This window comes from Psychrobacillus sp. Z16_25 (assembly GCF_056856695.1).
In genome coordinates this window covers 89,521-111,333 of sequence record NZ_JBXEOV010000008.1, presented here as the reverse complement: position 1 = coordinate 111,333, position 21,813 = coordinate 89,521, and the positions used below count along the sequence as shown (strand labels likewise).

General features: G+C 37.6%; 19 protein-coding genes. 12 read left to right on the top strand and 7 right to left on the bottom strand.

The genetic code is table 11. The features are described 5' to 3' along the window. Positions 1 to 16: 16 nt before the first annotated feature. Entirely contained in the window at positions 17 to 778 is a 762-nt protein-coding gene (locus AC1VU3_RS10460) for an ABC transporter permease (protein WP_482983421.1), read from the bottom strand. After that, positions 771 to 1,394, bottom strand: a complete 624-nt coding sequence (locus tag AC1VU3_RS10455) for a hypothetical protein (protein WP_482983420.1) — start codon at positions 1,392 to 1,394, stop codon at positions 771 to 773. Before AC1VU3_RS10455 ends, AC1VU3_RS10460 begins: the two co-directional genes overlap by 8 nt. A gap of 366 nt (positions 1,395 to 1,760) precedes the next feature. On the opposite strand from AC1VU3_RS10455, the gene AC1VU3_RS10450 reads away from it, so the two are divergent. The 7 genes from AC1VU3_RS10450 (at position 1,761) to AC1VU3_RS10420 (ending at position 12,149) form a co-directional block, all read left to right on the top strand. Beyond that, positions 1,761 to 2,063: a TM2 domain-containing protein gene (locus AC1VU3_RS10450; protein WP_482983419.1), complete on the top strand. Its 303-nt coding sequence runs from the start codon at positions 1,761 to 1,763 to the stop codon at positions 2,061 to 2,063. A 220-nt stretch (positions 2,064 to 2,283) separates the two neighbouring features. Continuing rightward, positions 2,284 to 3,789 (top strand): NAD(P)H-hydrate dehydratase, encoded by a 1,506-nt coding sequence (locus AC1VU3_RS10445; protein WP_482983418.1) that lies wholly within the window; start codon positions 2,284 to 2,286, stop codon positions 3,787 to 3,789. A 359-nt stretch (positions 3,790 to 4,148) separates the two neighbouring features. Continuing rightward, a complete protein-coding gene (locus AC1VU3_RS10440) occupies positions 4,149 to 7,175 on the top strand; it encodes a 3'-5' exonuclease (RefSeq protein WP_482983417.1) in 3,027 nt (1,008 codons plus the stop codon). Positions 7,176 to 7,493: 318 nt separating this feature from the next. Continuing rightward, the gene (locus tag AC1VU3_RS10435) at positions 7,494 to 8,510 is read left to right on the top strand and encodes an ABC transporter substrate-binding protein (protein WP_482983455.1); all 1,017 of its coding nucleotides are present in this window, start codon (positions 7,494 to 7,496) and stop codon (positions 8,508 to 8,510) included. Positions 8,511 to 8,526: 16 nt separating this feature from the next. Continuing rightward, positions 8,527 to 9,657 (top strand): ABC transporter ATP-binding protein, encoded by a 1,131-nt coding sequence (locus AC1VU3_RS10430; RefSeq protein WP_482983416.1) that lies wholly within the window; start codon positions 8,527 to 8,529, stop codon positions 9,655 to 9,657. Further along, positions 9,654 to 11,357 carry an ABC transporter permease gene (locus AC1VU3_RS10425; RefSeq protein WP_482983415.1) on the top strand — a complete coding sequence of 568 codons (1,704 nt, stop codon included), beginning with the start codon at positions 9,654 to 9,656 and terminating at the stop codon, positions 11,355 to 11,357. The genes AC1VU3_RS10430 and AC1VU3_RS10425 overlap by 4 nt, the downstream gene beginning before the upstream one ends. Positions 11,358 to 11,366: 9 nt before the next feature. Further along, positions 11,367 to 12,149 (top strand): HAD-IIA family hydrolase, encoded by a 783-nt coding sequence (locus AC1VU3_RS10420; RefSeq protein ID WP_482983414.1) that lies wholly within the window; start codon positions 11,367 to 11,369, stop codon positions 12,147 to 12,149. On the opposite strand, the gene AC1VU3_RS10415 is transcribed toward AC1VU3_RS10420, so the two are convergent. Continuing rightward, positions 12,144 to 12,707 (bottom strand): glycerol-3-phosphate responsive antiterminator, encoded by a 564-nt coding sequence (locus tag AC1VU3_RS10415; protein ID WP_482983413.1) that lies wholly within the window; start codon positions 12,705 to 12,707, stop codon positions 12,144 to 12,146. The genes AC1VU3_RS10420 and AC1VU3_RS10415 overlap by 6 nt on opposite strands. Positions 12,708 to 12,863: 156 nt before the next feature. Here AC1VU3_RS10415 and AC1VU3_RS10410 point away from each other — a divergent pair, with 156 nt between their 5' ends. From AC1VU3_RS10410 to AC1VU3_RS10395, 4 genes are all read left to right on the top strand, one after another. Beyond that, on the top strand, positions 12,864 to 14,513 hold the full coding sequence (locus AC1VU3_RS10410) for a glycerol-3-phosphate dehydrogenase/oxidase (RefSeq protein WP_482983412.1): 1,650 nt from the start codon (positions 12,864 to 12,866) through the stop codon (positions 14,511 to 14,513). A 175-nt stretch (positions 14,514 to 14,688) separates the two neighbouring features. Further along, positions 14,689 to 15,414, top strand: coding sequence for a DUF6904 family protein (locus tag AC1VU3_RS10405; RefSeq protein ID WP_482983411.1), 726 nt, complete (start codon positions 14,689 to 14,691; stop codon positions 15,412 to 15,414). 97 nt (positions 15,415 to 15,511) lie between these two features. Continuing rightward, positions 15,512 to 16,930 (top strand): DUF7309 domain-containing protein, encoded by a 1,419-nt coding sequence (locus AC1VU3_RS10400; RefSeq protein WP_482983410.1) that lies wholly within the window; start codon positions 15,512 to 15,514, stop codon positions 16,928 to 16,930. Between the two features lie 64 nt (positions 16,931 to 16,994). Beyond that, positions 16,995 to 17,135 carry a hypothetical protein gene (locus AC1VU3_RS10395; RefSeq protein WP_480388515.1) on the top strand — a complete coding sequence of 47 codons (141 nt, stop codon included), beginning with the start codon at positions 16,995 to 16,997 and terminating at the stop codon, positions 17,133 to 17,135. Positions 17,136 to 17,264: 129 nt separating this feature from the next. Here the strand turns inward: AC1VU3_RS10395 and AC1VU3_RS10390 are convergent, their stop codons facing one another. The 3 genes from AC1VU3_RS10390 to AC1VU3_RS10380 all read right to left on the bottom strand — a co-directional run bounded on the left by AC1VU3_RS10390 (position 17,265) and on the right by AC1VU3_RS10380 (position 19,579). Beyond that, the gene (locus tag AC1VU3_RS10390; protein ID WP_480388514.1) at positions 17,265 to 18,440 is read right to left on the bottom strand and encodes an SEC-C metal-binding domain-containing protein; all 1,176 of its coding nucleotides are present in this window, start codon (positions 18,438 to 18,440) and stop codon (positions 17,265 to 17,267) included. A gap of 138 nt (positions 18,441 to 18,578) precedes the next feature. Further along, on the bottom strand, positions 18,579 to 18,995 hold the full coding sequence (locus AC1VU3_RS10385) for a double zinc ribbon domain-containing protein (protein ID WP_480388513.1): 417 nt from the start codon (positions 18,993 to 18,995) through the stop codon (positions 18,579 to 18,581). A 404-nt stretch (positions 18,996 to 19,399) separates the two neighbouring features. Further along, the gene (locus AC1VU3_RS10380) at positions 19,400 to 19,579 is read right to left on the bottom strand and encodes a hypothetical protein (protein ID WP_480388512.1); all 180 of its coding nucleotides are present in this window, start codon (positions 19,577 to 19,579) and stop codon (positions 19,400 to 19,402) included. A gap of 265 nt (positions 19,580 to 19,844) precedes the next feature. Between AC1VU3_RS10380 and AC1VU3_RS10375 the strand changes: the two genes are divergently transcribed. Beyond that, positions 19,845 to 20,810, top strand: coding sequence for an HNH endonuclease (locus AC1VU3_RS10375; protein ID WP_480388511.1), 966 nt, complete (start codon positions 19,845 to 19,847; stop codon positions 20,808 to 20,810). A 117-nt stretch (positions 20,811 to 20,927) separates the two neighbouring features. Here the strand turns inward: AC1VU3_RS10375 and AC1VU3_RS10370 are convergent, their stop codons facing one another. Beyond that, positions 20,928 to 21,704 (bottom strand): YgaP family membrane protein, encoded by a 777-nt coding sequence (locus AC1VU3_RS10370; RefSeq protein ID WP_480388510.1) that lies wholly within the window; start codon positions 21,702 to 21,704, stop codon positions 20,928 to 20,930. Between the last annotated feature and the right edge of the window lie 109 nt (positions 21,705 to 21,813).

The following is a 21,813-nucleotide window of genomic DNA, read 5'->3' as shown; positions in this document are numbered from 1 at the left end:
ATGCAGTTGGTTTATTTTAATCCCAGCTATTTGTCATCCCTCCTAAACGAGTGAATTTCTTACTGATGAAAGTAAACACTTTATCGCTGATGACTCCAAGGAAGCCGATTACAAGAATTCCTACAATCACCTTGTCAGAGCGTGACATCATCTGTGCATCTAATATGAAGTATCCTAACCCACTTGCAGCTGCAATCATTTCTGCACCAATAATTGCCCTCCAGCTATATCCGAGACCAATCTTCATGCCCAACAGAATATCTGGAATAGCAGCTGGGAGTATGATTTTCATAAACCTTTGTCTAGAGGTTAGTCCTAAAACCCTTCCGACCTCTAGAAGCTTATGATCACACGACCCAAAGCCTTTTTTTATATTCAAGAACATCGGGAAGAATGAAGCTAAAATGATGATGATAATTTTGGATTCTTCTCCGATACCAATCCACAAAATGAGTAAGGGAATCAAGGCTAGAGGAGGAACATGTCGGAAGAACTCCACAATAGGATTGTAATAAGGAGAAAGAGAGGGCTTTAAACCTGCAATAATACCAAGTATAAAGGCGAATACAAAGGCAATTAAAAAACCGACTAATACTCTTTTCAAACTTGCAAGGATATGAATAAACAGTTCTCCGCTTTGTACCATTACTAGAAAGGTATCCCACACCTTCATGGGACTTGGCAGAAGATAGGCACTCCAAACTTCGAAATAACTGAACAAATACCAGGCAATCAGGATAAACGCAATTGGTATTAATTTTTTTATCATATTACTCATTTGTTATTCTAACCCCATCTCCATTATGGCAACCACCTTGACAATATAACATCTCCACTAATTGTTTCTCTTGCTTCGGAGCACCCTGGAAATAAGCGTCTATATCATCCTTAGATGAAAGGCTGATGACACGCGGGACATTATCAAAAAAACCTGGCGGAATTGGGCTTGATTCAGTTGGTTTAGCACTTAGTATGATACGATGATTTCTACAAAATTCAGTCCATGTTTGAAATATCGTATTTTTCAATGTTAACTTATTACCTAAATCTCTTATATCTGTACAAGGAGTTATAATATATAATTCTGCCTCGTCATTCTTATATCTATTAGCCAGCTCCTTAGCACTGTGGATTAAAATAGGATCGATTGTTGAGTACTCTAAGCTAGTATGATGATATTTCTTTTTCACATAAGACATAGCTTTAGGGCATCTATTATCACAGAGAGTCCGATTACAGCCTTCATAACTCTCTTTGTACTTGTTTTTCACGGTTTGTATGTGATTTTCTTCACAAGTAACAATCTGAAAACCTAGACTTACTAAAGTAGATTTCAATTCTTCCTGATTGTACATTTTTAAAACAACAGGATTTAACCAGATATATTTTTGCACTTTCTTCTCCTTTCTAATCAGAAAGCGATTCAAAAAAATTATTCCGGAGTAATACTATCATAAATGATAATAATTATCAATGAGCTTCTCGTTCGGAAAGTTTTGGTGTGTGTCCCTGTATCACAAACATTCGTGATAGTTTGAACAAACGTGAAATTCATGTTTGTTTGCAACACAGGGACGGTTTAATGATTATCAAAAAAATATTAATACATATAATTTTTTTATAATTTATATATACGTATATGGCTTATAATAGTATAATTACACTACTTCTGTTTTTTAGATATATGCTAATTGACTGGGTGATTTTTGGTTTCTATGAAACAAAATAAATATATAGGTAAAAAGATCGGGGAATTTTAAATGAGTAACTTATTAGCAATGAAAGATTTAACCTCACAGCAACTAGCAATGGTGCAAGCGGAGGTTAAGGGTAAAGAAAAGTCAAAAGGAATAGCATACGCAATTTGGTTTTTCCTTGGCGGTCTTGGTGGGCACAGATACTATGCAGGAGACATTGGATTAGGGATTGCAATGACCCTTACTTTAGGTGGTTTGGGAATATGGTCTTTTATAGATGTTTTCTTTATCGGATCACGTATTGAGAAGAAAAATGAAATGCTTGAATATGAAACTATCCAAAAAGTAAAAGCTTTTTCGAACTAATAACTTAATTAATAAATAGCTAATAAGCTACCAATGTTCTGGTAGCTTATTTTTTTATATCATTTTTGAAGATATTCTAAACATATCATTCGGCGTCTGTAAATTTTACATAACCTATATATAATATTAGTAATAGCTTCACTGGTTCGCCTACTTCAAATTGATTGCTTTATTCCGATCAAGCTGAAAGATAGGTGAAGTAAAAGGAGATGTTTCTGATATGTATATTGCTGGACAAAAAGAAATGCAATTGCTGGATCGATATACGATGGAAAACCTCGGTTTGCCAGGCATAGTATTGATGGAGAATGCAGGAGCAGCAGTTGTGAATGAGGTAATGAAGGACTTTCCTGATCGGGGAACAAACATCGTCTTGCTTGCCGGTGGTGGTAATAACGGGGGAGATGGCTTTGTTATTGCTCGTAGGCTGATGGATTTTGGCTATGATGTTAGGTTACTACTTGCAGTAGAGGAGCATAACTTGAAAGGTGATGCGAAGTTGCATTATGAAGTGTTTAAAAAACGTCAGCTTCCAGTGGTAGAAGCAACTGACTTGAAGAAAGTGCATGTCATCATCGATGCTCTTCTTGGTACAGGTGTTCAAGGAGAGGTTCGGGAGCCTTTTTATTCACTCATTCAAGAGGTTAATGAATCGGCAGCATTTGTTTATGCGGTCGACGTGCCTTCAGGTGTTAATGCTAATACTGGGGAAGTGGCGAATGTTGCTGTTCGTGCAAATAAGACGATAACATTTGTGCTGCCGAAAAAGGGGTTTTATTTGCAGCAAGGCCCTGAGTATGTTGGGGAGGTAGTATGTGCGGATATTTCAGTACCGGCATCACTCGTACAAACCCTCGAAATGGATTTGCCGAGATTAATTACGCATGAGTTAGGCAAAGGAGCGGTACCTAAGCGGAAAGCGCATGGCCATAAAGGAACGTTTGGGCATGTGCTCGTCATGGGGGGATGCAAAAGCTATGTCGGTGCCACTGTGTATACAGCAAAAGCGGCATTTCACTCAGGGGCTGGACTGGTCACACTAGCCGTTCCAGAGACCATTTATCCAATAGTAGCCTCTCAATGTCCGGAGAGCTTGTTATGGCCTTTGCAGGATGAGAATGGGGCAATTGCAGCGTCATCCATTGCAACTAGTGACATTGATTTTTCATCTTATAGAACAATTGCTTTTGGACCGGGGCTCGGACGACAAACAGAGGGAGCAGCTCTTGTACGTCATCTACTTGGGAATCTATCAGGACAGCCGCTTGTTATTGATGCAGACGGGCTATATTTTGCAAGAGATTTGTTAGAAGAACTCCGCACATATGAAGGGGACGTTATTTTGACACCTCATCCAGGAGAGATGGCGCATTTAACTGGTCTCACAGTGGCTGAGGTGGAGAAAAATCGCTTGGGAATCGCAAAACAGTTTGCACAAGAGCATGGGGTTTACCTTTTACTAAAGGGGCATCGTCCTATCATTACAGCACCCGATGGTAAGCAGTTTATTAATCCATTTGGAAATGATGCTCTAGGCAAAGGTGGGAGTGGTGATGTACTAACTGGATTCATCGCTTCATTCATAGCACAGGGGGCTAGTACGGTAGAAGCATTAATTGCTGCGAGCTACTATCATGCCATTGCAGCCGAGCAGGCTGGTACAGAGTTATCAAATTATGGTACAACACCTCTAGATATTGTGGAATATGTGAGGGGGATGTTGTAGGCTTATTGTTTGCGTCCCTTTACCAGAAACATTCACGTTTGTTCAAACAAACGTGAATGTTTTATTTTTTTCGTTTGTTTATAACACAGGGAACCACCACCAAAAAGTATCATTTTATATCTTTTATCTTGACAGAAAAAGCGAAATTCTTGTCATTTTTAAATTTACTTTATGTTATTACTTTATTAGAATAGTTTGTCAGGTGTTACTTAATGCTTATTTTTTTGGTGTTTAATCATTTCTTCAATGATATTAGGACTATATTATCTGTTAATTTTAAATAAAAATGTTAAAATATAGTCAATGTTTGTTGGTGCATATAGAGATTGGTTATTGCTTTAAAAAGGGGCGTTATGTTTATGGATACTAAAACACAAATACAGACTAAAATCGATAATTTAGAAGAAGTTGTTAGGTTAATGTTGGAAGAGATTGGAGATTTGCGATCTTTTCTAGAAGTTACATACATAGAGGGACCTAAAAAGGGAGATACCTTAGGGAACTATAATAGACTAGAAATTAGAATATCTCCTGATTCTTTTATAACGTTCAAACTTCCGGAATCGAACACTTTTGAAGAATTAATTTTTGAAGAGAATAAAGTTTTGGATGTTCCGAATGATATGGAGAATATTCCTGACTTGCGAAATAAGCAAAATGACGAAGCTGAGTATAGATATTTTGAAGAATTAAGTAACTACCTAAATACAATAGTAAAAAAGCCAATACGTTCTAGGTATCAAGTTGCGGATTTGTTTGAGGCAGGATTACATGCTGAGACTACTTTAAGTGTCGCAGAAGCACATAGAAAGAAAGAAAATATTCAAAGCATGATGGCTTCTCCATATTTTGCACGGCTAGATTTAACAATATATGCTGAGAATGTCCAACAAACCTTTTATATTGGTTATGAAGGATTTGATGGAGATGGGAAAGAGGAGTATGCAATAGCCAGCTGGACTACAAAACTTGGCAAGCTCTTCGAAAAAAAAGAAAATATTTTTAACACTATTATAGAAGATCCAAAGCTAGGTAAAGTTAAAATGACTTTCGCTAGAAATATAGAGATAAATCATGGGAAAATTATAAAATTACATAAGCCTTTTGGAGAGACTATTTACAACGAAGCTTTAATAGATAAATTGGCATCCAAACATGGTATTGACATGGAAGCAATAGTGGAAACGATTGAAGCTGAACAAAGTGAGATTATTAGACAACCAATCCGTACTGGGGAAGCAATTGTGATACAAGGATCGGCTGGAAGTGGTAAATCCGCAATTGCTTTACAAAGAATCAGCTTCTTGTTAAATGAATACAGAGATGTTTTTAAAAAAGAAGACTCTATAGCGTTTTTTGGCCCCAATGAATTGTTTTTAAAGCATATTAGTAGAGTACTCCCTAGGTTGGGTACCTATAGAGTAAAACAAACAACTTATACAGATTATCTTAAAGACATAGTTTCTATTAAACATACGAAACCTATATCTGATGAAGGATATATAGCATTTAAAGGAAGCATAGAATACAAAAATTTTATTGAGTTTCAAACAAATTCCCTTTTAAATAACCTTATGCCTTGGAATGAAGAGCTTTATATAAGTGAATATGAGAGGGTTACGGAGTTAGATATATTATCTATTATTGATAAGAGCCTACAACTTCCTTATAAAGAAAGAAGAAATATGGTTCTAAACCAAATAGAACAAAAAATAAAAGAATCCATTCTATTTTATGAAGAGCTCATTGTTGCACTTGAAGACAGAATGCAAGTGTATATAACTCAAGAGGTACAAGAGTTAATTAAAAAAAATGTCGGGGAAGAAAAAGAACATCTATCTTCTATACTGAGTAATAAGACATTAGATATTCTGGTCTTGTATGAATTACAAGTTAAAGGAGATAAAAGAAAAAATAGTTCTGATACCTTTTATTATTCTCCTCTAACGAGTGAAGCTAAGGAATTAAGCACTACCTTACAAGATCTATTTACGGAAGATATAAGGAACATGATTAATAATTATATGAACGAATTCAAACAATCTTTCTTGGTATTTGATTCTCAAATATACTCATTTCTTCAACCATTTGAAGAACAGTATATAAAAATGAAAAAACAGATTTTCATAAGCAAACGATTGTCTGAACATTTTAAATATATATATCCGTATTTAATTACACCACTCCAAGAGCTTTTAGAGAGTGAGGAAATTACAAGTATTAGACTGAAAGCAGAAAAGGAATTTGAGCAGTTTTATCTCATGCATGCGAAAGAAGAGATAGGAGAAATTTTTCAAAAAGTTCTTAGAAAGTTTGAGGATTTATGGAATTTTACACTTGAAGATGAAACAAAGAAATTAATAAAAAGGATATATTTGAGAGAATTAGTAGAAGTTAATTTTAATCATAGAGTATTTAATAAACCTTCCGTATCGAAAATTCCATTGGAAGACTCTTCTATAGTGAAAAAGAAAGTAGTTAACTATTTAGAGAGTAAATGGTTTGAATCTCCAGAAGACGTGTATAAAGTAATAATGAAAGATCCATATAATATTATAGAAAAGTATGATAGCTCCTTTATCAAGCAGAACCAATCCTATATCACTAATAAGGATTCCATACATGATATAGATTTGCCCGCACTTTTCACGGTTTACTTAATTATGAATGGAAAACTAGAGGATTCTAAGAAGCTTAATTATCTAATTGTTGATGAAGTTCAAGATTACTTAGAGTATGAACTATGGTGTCTAACACAGTTAACCAAAAAAGGTAGTATGACACTTTTAGGAGATTTAGGGCAGAATCTTGCACGCTATAATAAACTCGACAATTGGGAATCTTATGCGAAGATTTTAGGAAATGTCTCATTTTATAATTTAAAGAAGACTTACCGTTCTACAAAGCAAATTGTTGAATACTCAAATCATATAATCGAACCGTATAGCAAGGGGAAATTTGAATTACCAAACACTATTTTCAGAGAAGGCCCTGAGGTAAAAGAGAAGATGATTTATTTGGAAAATAAGATGTCTTCGATTTTAACCGCAATAAATGAGTTGGAAAATGCAGATGATTCGTATGAAACCATTGCAATCTTATGCCATGACGAACAGGAAGCAAAAGATGTTTACGAACAACTTTCTACAAAAATTGAGACATTACATTGGCAAAAATCATATAATAATTCAATTAGAACGAAATATATTGTTTCAGAAGTTAAATTAGTTAAAGGATTAGAATTTGATTGTGTCATCATCCCGGATGTTTCTTTGTATGAAGATAATGATTTTGAAAGAAGATTGGCTTATGTAGGAGTAAGCAGGGCCCTGCATGAATTACATGTACTTTATACGGGGAAAATTCCATTTAATACGTCCCTGTGACAGAAACAATCACGTTTGTTCAAACAAACGTGATTGTTTTATTTTTCATGTTTGTCACAGGGACAGACACAATACAAAACAAAACAACCAGGAAAATTTCTATTTTCCTGGTTGTTTTATGTGCAGGAATAAAAAAATATTTCCTATCTTCCTGTTGTAATAATCAGAATTTATTGTATAATTTAACATAAGTTAATAAATAGGCAGAGACGATGAGATGAAAGCCTAAATGTGAGTCTTTTTGAAAAGGCTTACATTTGGCGTTCATCTTTCTTTTTTGCCGTTAACTCAAACAAAGGGGGATTTACAGTGAAGAAGATGACAGGGTTAGTTGCAAGTGTAATGCTTGCGGGGAGTATTCTAGCGGGCTGTGCTGGGGGAGAGTCTGGCGGTGAAGGTGGAGGAGATCGAATTACGCTTTATTCTCCTGAAACACCTGACTTTGCTAAAGAATTAGCAGCGAAATATGAAGAGGTGCACGGTGGAAAAGTAGATGTGCATTACGCTGGAACGAATGTACTGGTGAATCAAATGCTAGCTGAAAAAGATAATCCAAAGGCTGACGTATGGTATGGCGGAGGGGGAATCCTACCTTTCGAAGCAGCAGTGGATAAAGGTATTTTGGCAAATTATATTCCAGATTTTGCAGCAGATTGGGACATTGTAGAAGATGGCATCAAAATGAAGCATGAAGACGGAAAATATGTTGGGGTGGAAATTTTCGTTTTAGGTTTTTCTTACAATCCGGAATTAGTGTCTGAGGAAGAAGCACCAAAAACGTGGGAAGACCTATTAGATCCTAAGTGGGAAGGGAAAATCCAATTCCCTAATCCAGCTGCTTCTGGGACAGCAACTTTAATGGTAATGGACCAGATGATGAGAAAAGGGGAAGACGAGGCTTGGAAATACTTCGAGCAATTAGTGAAGCAGTCTAACTCGATGCCTGACTCAGGTTCAGCGCCAACAAAAGCAGTAGCAATGGGTGAGGCTCATATTGGAGTTGGATTTGACTTTATGGCATATGAACAAAAGGCTAAGGGTGAAAGCGTAGACTTTATCGTACCAGATAAAACGCCGGTTCTTGTAAACCCAGTTTCCTTAATCGAGGGTGGTCCAAATGCAGAAGGCGGAAAGAAATTTATGGACTTCCTTCTATCTGAGGACGCACAACAAATCATGGCTGACTGGTATCATATCCCGATTAATCCAAACGTAGAATCTAAGACACCATTGAACTTAGAAAAGGTGAAAGAGATTGCAGTTGATTTGGATATCGATTGGGTGAATGAAAACTATGACCGAGTTCGAAACGAATGGAAAGATAAATTTCAATAAATAAGGGTGAATATAAATGGGATCAGTAAAATTAAGTAACATCACAAAAAAGTTCGGGGACGTTACTGCGCTACATGATATTAACCTTGATATCAAGGAGGGCGAATTTTTCGCTCTTCTTGGTCCTTCGGGATGTGGAAAAACAACCACTATGAGATGTATTGCTGGATTTGAGAACCCTACTTCTGGAGAAATTTACATAGGAGACAATGAGGTAGAAAACATTCCCGCAAACAAGCGTAACTGTGGCATGGTTTTTCAAAGCTATGCACTATTTCCTCATATGAATGTTTTTGAAAATGTCGCGTACAGTCTGAATATCAAAGAGTTAAACTCTAGTAATCCATTTAAACAATTAGGCATTTACGCACGTTTACTGAATAAAAGATTAGGTAAAACACCAAAAGCCACTCAAGAGAAAGTGATGGAAATACTTCAATACGTTGAGCTAGACCAATATGCGGATCGTCTAACTAGCGAGCTTTCTGGTGGACAGCAGCAAAGGGTTGCCCTAGCTAGAGCCTTGGTAATGGAGCCAGCCGTTCTATTGATGGATGAGCCACTTTCAAATCTTGATCAAAAGCTTCGACACTCTATGAGAAATACGATTAGATCGATTCAACAAGATTTAGGGATTACTACTATTTTTGTTACGCATGACCAAGAAGAAGCGATGAGTATGGCGGATCGTATTGCAGTAATGGACAAAGGGGAAATCGTGCAAATTGGTACCCCGACAGACCTATATAGTAATCCACAAACACCTTTTATCGCAGACTTTGTTGGAACCTCCAATATTTTAAAAGGTAACGTGGTAGGGGATGAAAACGGTTTGCTCCTTGTTAGCGGAGATGGTTTTCATTTGAAGTCCTCTAATCATACGACGAAAAAAGAAGTTGATATTATTATACGCCCAGAGCATGTGAGAGTGGAGCCTGTTGATAGTATAGTAGATGCTTCTACTACAAACGTGATAGAGGGTACAGTGCTCATGTCTACCTATTTAGGTTCGATTGTTCGCTATGATGTTCAGGTTGGAGAATATCAACTAATTGTGGACACCACATACTCTACAGGGGCAAATATATTTGAAGAAGGGAAAAAGGTGAAACTGACGATAGAGTTTGAAAGGGTGCTATTGATATGAAGAAATCATTCAAGAACTTCAGCGGATTATCAGTAGTTAAAATATTTATCTACGTATTTTTTGGCCTTTTCATGATACTCCCGCTTTTTTCAGTGTTTCTCGTTAGCTTCACGGGGCAGCCAATCAATATTTTAGGTTCAATCACTGATCCGTCTATTTTTAGTTCTACTATGGAAAAGTTGAAGGGCGTATCCTTAGACAACTATAAAAAAATCTTTACAAACTCAGGCTATTTAGATGCCTTAAAAAACAGTTTATACTTGGGCTTTTTAGTAACTGTAATTGTTATTACGCTCTGTATCCCAATGGCATACGGGATTGCTAGAACAAAAATGCCCTTTAAAAAGATCATCTCAGCATTATGTACCATTCCGCTTATCGTTCCGACTTTTATCTCCTCCTATGCATTTATTATTATGTTCGGAAGAGCAGGATGGGTGACGGAAATTTATAACATGTTAGGCGGAGAAGGGATGCTTCTCGATCCTTACTCTATGGCGGGAGTTGTTACAGTACAAGTATTCTTCTTCTTCCCATATGCACTTTGGCCGTTAGTTGCGGCATTTAAAATAAGTGATATTAGCTTAGAAGAAGCCTCACATAATTTAGGGGCAAAGAGCTGGTTCACTTTTATCTTTGTCACGTTTCCGCTTGCGCTTCCAGGGATTATCTCTAGTGCGCTATTAATATTTACGGTAAGCTTCTCTGACTTTGGAACTCCGATTGTTCTTGCACCTAAAGAATTAAACCTCTTGGTGGTAGAAGCATATCGTGAAATGGCAGGCTTCTTTAACTGGGGCGGTGCTGCTATTCTAACGGTAGTTATGTTGGTTGTTGCTGCATTCTTTTTCTGGCTTCAGCATTTATTTACGAAAAGCAGAAACTATGGATCTGTTTCTGGAAAGCCTAAAAAACAGAAATTAATAGAGAACAAGCTATTAACCAGAATTCTGTCAGGCTACTCTTTCTTCGTGGTGCTAATTCCACTTTTAGCGATGCTGTCAGTAGCTCTACAATCTGTCGCTACAACTTGGGGAAAGGATTTACTTCCGAACGGATATACACTAGATCACTATAAAACAATCTTCTCCACGTCTATGGGGAATATACAAAATAGTATTATGCTTGCCGCAGGTGCGCTTGTTTTAAGTGTTGTCCTAGCGACATTTGTCTCTTACTTTGTGGTTAGACAAAATTCATCTAAGCTAGATTTCATGGCTTCCATGCCTTTAGTGGTTCCAGGAATCGCATTTGGTATTGCTTTAATCCAGACGTTTAATACAGCACCGTTACAGTTAACCGGGACTGCTGTTCTATTAATCATTGCCTATACCATTCGACGACTGCCATATATGGTGAGGTCTACAATGGGAGCGATGAGGGCAATAAAACAGGATATTGAGGAGGCTGCAATCAATCTTGGGGCAACTCCTTTAACAGCGGCTATCACAATCGTTGGGCCACTGATGCTACCAGGTATAGCGGCTGGCTCTGTCTTGGTGTTTATCACTGTTATTAAAGAGGCCAGCGTATCTATCTTACTTGCACCTGCAGAATGGGCACCAATGAGCTTAGTTATTTTCCAAAATATCTTACGTGCTGAATATTACACCGCTGCCGCTATGTCAGTCGTTCTAGTGGTACTTGTGCTCGTGTTACAAGGATTGGCTAATTTCTTATCAAGAAAACAACAGTTATAGTCTATTGGGGTGAAAACGTTGAACGGATATATATTTGATTTAGACGGAACAATCTATATTGATTCGGAGATTATTCCAGGGGTGCCGGAAGCGATTAGGGGCTTGAAGGAAAGAGGAGATAGGGTAGTATTTCTCACAAACAAATCGATCGCTAGTAGAAAAGATTACGTAGAAAAATTAAAGATGTTAGATATTGAAGTGAAGCTGGAAGAAGTAATTAATTCCAATTATATAACCGCATTATATTTAAAGAATATCATGAAGCCGGAGGACTCCGTCTATGTCATTGGAGAGGAACCCCTTTTCGAAGAGCTTAGGGAGAATCAAGTAAAACTGACGGACTCCTCCTCTGAAGCCTCCCACGTCGTTATTGGATGGGACAGGGAGTTTAACTACGAGAAGTTAAACCACGCCTATCAAGCTTGGAGAAATGGAGCGGAAATAATTGCTACAAACCCTGATCGTACCTGCCCAGTCAGTGGAGGAGAAATACCAGACTGTGGGGCCATGATTGGAGCTCTAGAAGGGGCGACAGGTGAGTCTGTCAAAATTATTACTGGGAAGCCATCCTCTCTTATGGCGAATTATGTATTAAACAATGTACTGCAGATGGAAGCAAGTAATTGTTACATGGTTGGGGACAGATTAGAGACCGATATAAAAATGGGAAATGATGCTGGCATGCAATCTGTTTTAGTACTGACAGGAATCACGACAACGAATATGCTAGAAAATCCTGTACATAAGCCGGAATATGTATTAGACAGCGTAAGGGACATACTTTCGTTATAGATTAAAACTCCACATCTCTGGAATCCCAGCGGATATCGCTAGAGCACCGTTTTCTAAGGCTAGATGTACCTCTGATATATTATCTATCAGACCTCCAGCTATTATAGGAAATGGTAGACTTGTAGAAAGCTGATCAATGACCTTTGGCATAATACCAGGCATTACTTCTACAGCATCAGGGCGACAGGAGTTAGCCATTTCAATCCCTTTCATGACAGCATTCCGATCTAGCAAAAATATTCTTTGGATAGTCATGAGGCCAACTTCTTTAGCAAGCTTCACTACATTGCTCTTCGTGGTGATAATCCCGGTCGGTTTCCATTTATCAGCTACGAAAGTTAAGGCTGTTTTCGAGCTTGAAATACCGTCGATAAAATCTAGGTGAATAAAGACGTATTTATTTGCCTGTTTTATCTTTTGTATATGCTCGCCTGCGGTCATGATGTTTCCGGTAAGTAGAAAGACAATATTGGATTTGCTGGCAATCGCCTGTTGCAAATCTTGTTCGTTCGTAACAGAAGCTATTATTTGTGATTCAACCATATCAACTAAACTCATACGTGCACCTCTTCTATCTTTTGGTAGTTATTATAGCATATTTACATTTTTTGAAATAAATAATTTTGGTCAGAGAATTGATGAGAAGACCGTTACAATACTTGCCTAGCTGCGAGTTTCTTGTAATGGTCTTTTTTCTATGGAAAGGAGAAAAAAATGAGGAATTTTTCATATGAAGCGAGAAGCACCATCTTATCCAATCTTGAAGAAACGAACTACGATATTCTAGTTATTGGAGGGGGTATTACAGGGACGGGAATAGCATTAGATTGTGCTACGAGAGGCTTGAAGGTTTTAGTAGTAGAAATGCAGGATTTTGCAGCGGGCACTTCTAGTAGATCCACGAAGCTGGTTCATGGAGGCCTTCGATATTTAAAGCAGTTTGAAATTAAAATGGTAGCGGATGTCGGGAAAGAGAGGGAAATTGTTTATTTAAACGCCCCACATGTGACTCATCCAGAGTGGATGCTCTTGCCTATTTATAAAAAGGGTACCTTCGGGAAATATTCTACTTCCTTGGGGTTGATGGTATATGATTTTTTAGCAGGCGTGAAAAGGCATGAAAGAAGGAAAATGTTAACGAAGGATGAAACGATACAGAGAGAGCCTCTATTGAAGCAGGAAGATTTGATAGGCGGTGGCTACTATGTCGAATATAGAACGGATGATGCAAGACTAACGATAGAAGTTGCGAAGAAAGCGTCTGAAAAAGGGGCAGATCTCTTGAATTACGTGAAAGCAGAGAAGCTACTTTACACAGATGATGGACGGGTTTGTGGAATGACCGTTAAAGATGTCTTTTCGGGAGCTCACTATAATGTTTTCGGAAAGAAAGTTGTGAATGCTTCGGGACCTTGGGTAGAAAATATCATTGGCTTAGACAAGAAAATTCAAGGGAAAAGTTTACTGCATACAAAGGGAGTTCATATTGTCATAGATCAACAAAGGTTTCCATTAAGACAAGCGGTATACTTTGATACACCAGATGGAAGAATGGTATTTGCCATTCCGAGAGACGGTAAAACGTATGTGGGAACAACGGATACCGTATTTGAAGGGGATTTAGTAAACCCTACAATAGAAGAAGAGGACAAAGATTATTTAATCCAATGTATACAATTTATGTTTCCACACACGAATGTTACAGTAGAGGATATTGAATCTAGCTGGGCAGGGGTAAGGCCTTTAATTAGAGAGGAAGGGAAGGGGCCTTCTGAAATATCAAGGAAAGATGAAATTTGGACATCAGAAACTGGCCTCCTAACGATTGCAGGTGGAAAGCTGACAGGATATCGAAAAATGGCCGAAACGATTACGGATATTTTATGTAAGGACTTGCAAAATGAAGGTATTGCAGCTGGACCTTGCATCACCAAAACGTTAAAGCTTTCGGGAGGAGAATTTGATAGCCCAACAGACTATGCAAGTTACACTGCCAAAAAAGCAGAGGATTTAATGGAGCTCGGTCTAACCAATCAAGAAGCTATCGCTCTAGCAACAATGTATGGAAAGAACACAGATAAGATTTTGGAACTGGCAGATCGAGTACAGACTGAAATTACCCTGCCACTAATTATAAAATTAACACTTCATTATGCAATCGAGCATGAGATGGCCATGACTCCTGTAGACTATCTACTAAGAAGAACAGGAAGCATCTTGTTCAACATCTCTTTTGCACAAAAGTGGAAGCTAGAGGTTACCGAATATATGGCACAAGTATTGAACTGGGATGAAGAAACAAAAGAGAGAATGTGGGCAGAACTAGAGTTACAGCTTCGACAAGTTGTGTCTTTCCCTGGGTAAGAAACAATCACGTTTGTTTAAACAAACGTGATTGTTTTTATTTTCATGTTTGTTTGTGACCCAGGGAGCCAGGCTACTGTTATAATGAAAAGAATATTTAGCTAGGTGTCCCTTTGACACAAACATTCACGTTTGTTTGTGACCCAGTGACAGACACAATTTAGGAGGTAAATAGATGATTACAGTCAATCATACGCCTAATATGACAGGTGTTTTAATATGTGGAGATAAAGACGATTTAGAACAGCTATACGATGCCCTGCATCAAATTGTTGGGGGAGAAGGAGATTCACCTGGTTTAAAAAATGCGAGAATGCGAGTGCTCGGTTTATGCTACGACCTACGTCATGCACTAATGGGACATCGCAATGCGGGGTTCAAGGACCATGGTCTCGATCATGAGCAGATGAAATATCTATCATTGGTAGGGACAAAGCAAAATTTGTATTTATCCTTTGAAGCATTTTGGCCAGAGATGCTGTATATTATGTTTGTTTTAAATACGTTCATTGAGGAATATGAGCGAAGAGAGAAAGTACATAAGTGGGATGGAAATATAGCAGCAGTTCGTTTATTTCAACATCAGTTATTAAATCTAATAGAAGAAACGGTCACTCCGAGACAATTTGCTACTGTGAGAAGATATGCCGAAAGTAAATCAATCTTTGACTATAGTTTTTATAGGGATACCTATACTCAGTATATCGATTATTTGAACATGGAATGGATGGAGCTTGAGCTTGAAGAGCGTGTAAAAAAGCTAAGTGTTTTTGCAAAACGAGTATCAGAGAACACAACCGATTACGAGCGCTTTAAAGCTTATGTGGATGAAGAAGCAATTCGCCATGGTGTTTCATCAGGAGAACTGAGATATGGAGATTATGACCATATCATTTGGTAGTCACATGGCGTATAGTTTTGTAAAATTAATTGAGAATGTGGGAAGATAATGCACCTTTACGAGCGGGGGTTATGTAAGTATAGAAGGGAGCAAAGTGATGCTACAACTTAGAGTGGAAAAAAATCGGGATATATTTCGAGTTATCCAAATAAAATCTGATCAAACACTATATGATTTCGAGTTAGTCATTGGTGCGGCTTTTGAAATAGAAGAAATGGTAGAGCCTGTCTATCAAATCATCCGCCGAAATGGTATGCCTGCTGAAGAAGCATTTGCATTTTATGACGATGAAGAAGTTTTGGATAGTGAGGAAGAGCTAATTGGAAAGTGGTTTATAAAAGAAGGAGACGAAATGCTTGTAATCTTGGACGAACAAGAAGAACTAAGCGTAATGTTGGAGAAAGTTATGGAAGATACAGAAAAGCCATATCAATGTGTTGCTGGAGCCGGGAATTTATACGACAGTAACAAAGAGGTAGATATAGAGGCCATTAATGATAACCTTCGCTTCCTGGATGAGATGCCCTATATGGAGCAATTATTAGAGCCCGATTATTTGACCCTGCTTGGGTATGCGGATGAACTAAAGAAGTTAAAGCCGTGGCAATATTTTGGGAATGAAGACATCATTGCCCTTCATTTAAAAGGTGCTACTTACTTTGTTTCTGTTATGGGTGCTGGTGGGGAAGAGTATGGCGTTATGATATATGACCAGGAACATGGGTATAGATCACTTGCTGCTATTCTTGATGGAGGGTATCTGCCTGATGATTTTCACTTTGATCTTAGTGCCTTAACGGTAAATTACCTCGACCGTGCTGAACTAGAAAAACAAGATTATGATCTGATAAAGGATAATGGTTTAAGCTTCAGAGGCAAAAAAAATTGGATTTCTTTTCGTTCTTATGAGCAGGGACTTGAGCCAATCATCCCGTTATATTCTGACGTAGAGATTATGAAAATGATCGTACATGGGATGATCAAAGTAACGCAAATGCGAAAAGAGGGTTGGCAATATCCGCAAGTTGCTACCCATGAGTTTCCTGCATTCCATATATATGATGATGGACAGGTGAAATTTGAAGGACTGATTAATGTCCCACTTCAAAAGAACAAGCTAGAAATTGAAGTCAACGATATTGAAATAGCTAGGATTAAGAGAAATAAGAAAAGTAGCTTAGAGCTGGAATATGATATGTTTTATTTGCCATTTGGAATTTCTGAAAAAGAAGAACGTACAATCTATCCTCTTTTATACATCGTGATGGACCGTATGACCGGTCAGGTTTACGTTAATGAAATGATGCCCTTCCCAAAAATTCCAATTTTTCAACAGCAAGTTTTTTGGACCATGCTCCTAGAACTACCTATCCGTCCAAAGAAGATTTATATGAAAAGAGAAATGATAGATATCCTACAACCACTTGCCAAATTAGCAGGAGTAGAATTAGTCATCAGTGAACTACCAAAGATACAAAAATTAAAAGATATGATGGATCAAATGCCTCCGGTCTAACAGAAATGCTATAGGAATCAACAGAACGTGATTGTTCAGACTATCTAAAACTGGAGTGTGCCATATGGGAAATGAAGTGAATTGTCCCGTTTGTTTTTTTCCTATGGAAGATGGGGCTGGTTATTGTATCTTATGTGAAGAAGTTGTATATAAAGATGAGGATGGTAAATTGACTAGCGATTTTTTAGAATTGATTGAAAAATGATATTTGAAAATAAGAGTAGGTTTGCGTAAGGATCTTTCAAATTCAGTCTAATTGAGCGAGCTGAATTGCATATCGTATAAAAAAGGTCATCTTCTAAAATAATAGGAAGATGACCTTTTTCTATAATGTTTATTTCCCACAGCATTTTTTGTATTTCTTTCCACTACCACAAATGCAAGGATCATTGCGACCAATTTTCCCATATGTATCTCGCATGATGGTTTTCATATCGATTGTTTTCATATCTTTTTCAAACTGCACATTCCGTTCGACAACTTCATTACGCCAAGCTTCTAACTTTGGATGTTCACGATTCATTGCTTTATAAAACGCATAAAATATTTCTTCCATATCACACATTCCAGCAGTTTTACCATTGGCAATATATTGCTCTATCAATAGAAAGGTATGCTCAGAAAAATGAGTTGCTAACGCTTCAATGAGTAGCTCTTGTTTTGTCACATCATTTGTTTGAGAATAGGCCTCGACCAAAGCTTTCTCTGCTAAAGGAGTTTTTATTTCTTTTAAAATGGAAATTGCAACTATAAATGTATCTTCTTCTGCTATAAGGGGAGCAACTGCACTGACTACCTTGTCAGATTGCAATGAAATAAGTGCTTTGCAAACTTCTTCTATCAATACATCCTCATAGCGTGGAAGCAACTGTACCATCTCTGGTATCAAGTCGTGCAGTTGAAAGATGCCAGCTGCACGAACGGCTAAAATACCGTTTGGACTAAATGACTCTTCTTCTAGCTCGTCACGAATAACTTGGCGTGCTTCATTTTCATCATATTCACCTGTCTGAATGAGAATATCCTGCACGAATTTAGCGCTCCCAAATGCGCCCTTATCAAAGTTACGATTTAAATCAGAGGTAAATTCTCCATAGAGCTCCCATAATGGCTCTAAGTCCTCTTCTGTTTTGTCTTCAAAAGCTAAGAAGCGTTTTCTCGCATTCATATAGATTTTAGACATATAAAAGGTTAACTGTTCCTCGTACTTCAATAAAATATGGGGAGGTGTGTTTTCAAGAAATCCACGAACTAAGTGAATTTTATTAAATGGCCATTCAGGAAGCCATTGCAATAATAATTCGATTGTCTTTTCATCTTTTGGAAAATCATCACCATGTAACAATAGTGTCTTTCTTGCTTCCTCATGCTCACCGCAAAAAGCGACTATTTCATTTGTTAAGGAAACTGGAACCTTCGGATACTCCTGTAATTGAGCTAACCAAAAATCGCGCAAAACCTGGTCAGTCGATAACACATTGGGCATAACTTTTTGAAAAAAAGTGTTCATAATTAGCCCCCTCATTTAATTTAGGATATGTTCAGTTTACCCTAAAGGTTGTCCCTATGTAAAAAACAATCACGTTTGTTTAAACAAACGTGATTGTTTTAATTTTCATGATTGTTTGTGACCCAGGGACAGACACAACTAGAAGAATTCAAAGTTCTCTACTTTTTTGCCTTCTTTTCGTTTTTTAGCGATTAAATAGGCATCGATGATGACTACTGGCATTGTAATATATACGGAAAATCCTAAAGTAATGATACTGAAGATGATAGAAAGAACGAAGAACAAAATTCCTTTTGCTACTTGGCCATTCACGATTTGGCCTAGCCCTGTAAGTAGGAAAGATAATAATGCAGGGATTGCTGGATGCATTCCTTCTCCGTTTGTAGATTTACTTTTCTTTACGTTCACTCCGCAAGCTGTACATATTTCTTGAACGTCACTTACAGATTCTCCGCAGTTGTAGCAATAGTTCTTGACTGTATTCTGTCTTACTCCACATTTTGGACAGATTTCTGCTAACTCTGAAATAGTCTCAGAACAATGTGTGCAATACATAATAGTACCTCCCGAAAACTTTATAAAATATTGATTTAGAGCAACAAAATCTATTAAATCGCCCAAGTCTATGACCGGACGATTCTTGTATTTGTATGGCACCAAAAAGAGTAGAACCTTTCAGGTAGGCAATGACACATATAAATATCCTGAGAAAGCTACTCTTTCCGTTTTTAATTCAACAATATTAAGTATAAAGGATTTTAGGAGTATTCTATCAGGGGATTGGTTGCTCTTTTGGTAGTGCTTCCCTCTAGCGGAATAAAACAAAGAGCCAACGTAACAAATAATGAGAGACTTATGTATGGTATGTTAAGTTTAAAAATATCCATCCTTTTAAAAGAAAAGGGGTGAAACAACAATATTAATCCATCTATCTAAGAAGTGTAGGAAGCTAAACTAGTTTATCTTCCCTTATAAAATTTGTCGGCTCTATAAACCATTAACCATAATAAGATTTGTGAAACGACTAGAAAAGCCACCCAGTAGCTATTGTCGATTGCTGCAAGATAAATTGCGATTACACTTAGTATGAATGAGATGATAAAGCCGAATAGTGTATTAGATTCTTTTAATAAGCTCATTTCTACCTCCTAAATATATATTTTTTCTATTTATTTAATAATAAAGTCATCAGGTGCAGGACCCTACTCACGCTAAATTAATAGATTTATCAGATAAATTTATTATATACCAAATGAATAGCCAAGTTTATACAAAAGTATATTTGTTTTTTATACGGCCTTGCTGTGACACTCTTTACCTGGTTAAATAAGGAATAGATATAAGTGTTTAATTAGCAAGTTGAATGGTCTTTTTTTTATGTGGACAGCCGAAGGAGTGATAATGATGAGCTGGGAATTAAACGTAGCTGAAGCGAAGGAAGTGTACCTTACGGAAAGTGATATGTGGAGGTATACCCAGCATTTTTTGATGCACGCCCATCATACGACTACCTATAAGCATGTGTTAATGAAAGCTTTACTGGAGAGCTTGCCGGAAATCAGTGATAGTGGTCGACTGAGTTTTTTGCAGGTGACGAGACATGTGACGAAAATCTATTGGAATCTAGCGATTACCTACCAGCTGGGGCAGATGAACTCCAAGGATAAGCGGAGTGGGGTAGAGCAGGTTATTTTAGATTTTCAGCGAAAGCACAATATACCGAGTGAATGGAATTTTGAGAGAATACCAGAGACCCAGCAGGAGCAGTTAATTAAAGATGTTTCTGTTATCTACAAGAAAAATGTCTATGGCTCCTTTTATAAGTCCTTTAATGGTACTATTTATTCTTTTCATAAAAGAGAAGGCTGGCTTCAGCTTGCCCCTCCTTATATCGTTTTCTTTGAAAAGTATAAGAAAATCCTGATGAATGTAACGAATTATCAGCTAGCACTATTTTTAGAGAAATACAATACAAAGGAAGCGATGGAGCACATTTTGACGAAGGTCGAGTTTGTCTCTGCTAGACAGTCGCTTGCAGAATTCCAGTTGTTGTTGAAGCAATATGGGGAAGAGCACTGTTTTTATTGCAACAAGCCACTGAAACGGTCTCATGTGGATCACTTCGTACCTTGGAGCTACGTACAAAATGATGTCCTGTGGAATTTTGTCCTTGCTTGCCCTTCTTGTAATACAAGTAAAAGCAACCGCTTGGCACACGAGCAATATCTTGAAGAGTTAGTGAAACGCAACAATACATGGATCGCCTACGAGCAAATGGAGACGTATAGCGAGAGAAAGCTTGTACATATGTATGACTATGCCATTCAAAACGGCTTCTTAGGAGAATGGCGACCGGTCTCCCTGGGTTAGAAACATACGTGTTAGTTTAAACAAACGTGAATTTCATATTTGTTTCTTACACAGGGACAGAAACAATACAAAAAATACCCCTGCGTCAAAGCAGGGGCATGCTTACACTGGGATAAATCAATGCAAGTATTTAGAGGTGTCTTGATCTTGGGAGTCTGCGTTAAGGGCAGTGGTTCCTGTGTCGGCCTGTTGGTCATTTTTTTGTTTTTTAGGGGATGATGTTTGCTTATTTGTATTTTTTTCGCTAGATCCAGCATTAGAACCAGAGGACGCATTCTTTTGTTCATTGGAATTCCCCGTATTACTGTTTTGGGCATTTGAAGAGTCTGCTTGGGTTTCAGCCATCTTAGCCACGCTGTCAATGATAGTCCCTGCTTGTGGGGAGATAGTTTTTGCTATCGTACCTACTGCTTGGATAACCTCTTCACCGGTGCTATTATTTTGCGCGTTCTGCCCACTAGTATTATGATTGCTTTGTTTCCCTGAGCTTTGTGATTGATTCTTTTGTGTGCTATTCTCATCGGACATTGATTTTGCAATATTTCCTACGGTTTGCATTATATTGCTGCTATCATGGTTTGAACTAGCAGCATTATCTCCACTCTGTTGTTGAGTGTTACTATCAGAGCCTCCAAATAAAGACTGCGTAATACTGTTGTTCATCATGCTTTGCTTAAAGCTACCATCCATCATACTGGAAGTCATCGCTTTTCTAGGACAGTAATTTGTTACTCCTTCCGCTGCTTTCATTGCTCCGAAAAGAATAGCCAATTGTCCCTTTGTACTTTTGGGATCACGGATCAGTTGGATTGTGCCATAAGCCGTCATAATAGAGCCCACCATGAAGCGGATATAGGCATGTTTATTGCTAAGGTTTTGTTGGTTTTGCGTCATTATAGCATTCCTCCCAAAGGATAATTTTTCTTCTCCGTATCATCACGAGGAAGAAGGTAAGCGTAACAAGAAAAGAACTTAGAAAAGAAAGTTCCCCTTTATTTTTCCC

Bases quoted from the DNA above. Each gene is read 5' to 3' on its own strand.
- AC1VU3_RS10460 (WP_482983421.1), bottom strand. From the start codon at position 778: ATGAGTAATATGATAAAAAAATTAATACCAATTGCGTTTATCCTGATT.
- AC1VU3_RS10450 (WP_482983419.1), top strand. From the start codon at position 1,761: ATGAGTAACTTATTAGCAATGAAAGATTTAACCTCACAGCAACTAGCA.
- AC1VU3_RS10445 (WP_482983418.1), top strand. From the start codon at position 2,284: ATGTATATTGCTGGACAAAAAGAAATGCAATTGCTGGATCGATATACG.
- AC1VU3_RS10440 (WP_482983417.1), top strand. From the start codon at position 4,149: ATGGATACTAAAACACAAATACAGACTAAAATCGATAATTTAGAAGAA.
- AC1VU3_RS10435 (WP_482983455.1), top strand. From the start codon at position 7,494: ATGACAGGGTTAGTTGCAAGTGTAATGCTTGCGGGGAGTATTCTAGCG.
- AC1VU3_RS10430 (WP_482983416.1), top strand. From the start codon at position 8,527: ATGGGATCAGTAAAATTAAGTAACATCACAAAAAAGTTCGGGGACGTT.
- AC1VU3_RS10425 (WP_482983415.1), top strand. From the start codon at position 9,654: ATGAAGAAATCATTCAAGAACTTCAGCGGATTATCAGTAGTTAAAATA.
- AC1VU3_RS10415 (WP_482983413.1), bottom strand. From the start codon at position 12,707: ATGAGTTTAGTTGATATGGTTGAATCACAAATAATAGCTTCTGTTACG.
- AC1VU3_RS10410 (WP_482983412.1), top strand. From the start codon at position 12,864: ATGAGGAATTTTTCATATGAAGCGAGAAGCACCATCTTATCCAATCTT.
- AC1VU3_RS10405 (WP_482983411.1), top strand. From the start codon at position 14,689: ATGATTACAGTCAATCATACGCCTAATATGACAGGTGTTTTAATATGT.
- AC1VU3_RS10400 (WP_482983410.1), top strand. From the start codon at position 15,512: ATGCTACAACTTAGAGTGGAAAAAAATCGGGATATATTTCGAGTTATC.
- AC1VU3_RS10395 (WP_480388515.1), top strand. From the start codon at position 16,995: ATGGGAAATGAAGTGAATTGTCCCGTTTGTTTTTTTCCTATGGAAGAT.
- AC1VU3_RS10390 (WP_480388514.1), bottom strand. From the start codon at position 18,440: ATGAACACTTTTTTTCAAAAAGTTATGCCCAATGTGTTATCGACTGAC.
- AC1VU3_RS10385 (WP_480388513.1), bottom strand. From the start codon at position 18,995: ATGTATTGCACACATTGTTCTGAGACTATTTCAGAGTTAGCAGAAATC.
- AC1VU3_RS10380 (WP_480388512.1), bottom strand. From the start codon at position 19,579: ATGAGCTTATTAAAAGAATCTAATACACTATTCGGCTTTATCATCTCA.
- AC1VU3_RS10375 (WP_480388511.1), top strand. From the start codon at position 19,845: ATGAGCTGGGAATTAAACGTAGCTGAAGCGAAGGAAGTGTACCTTACG.
- AC1VU3_RS10370 (WP_480388510.1), bottom strand. From the start codon at position 21,704: ATGACGCAAAACCAACAAAACCTTAGCAATAAACATGCCTATATCCGC.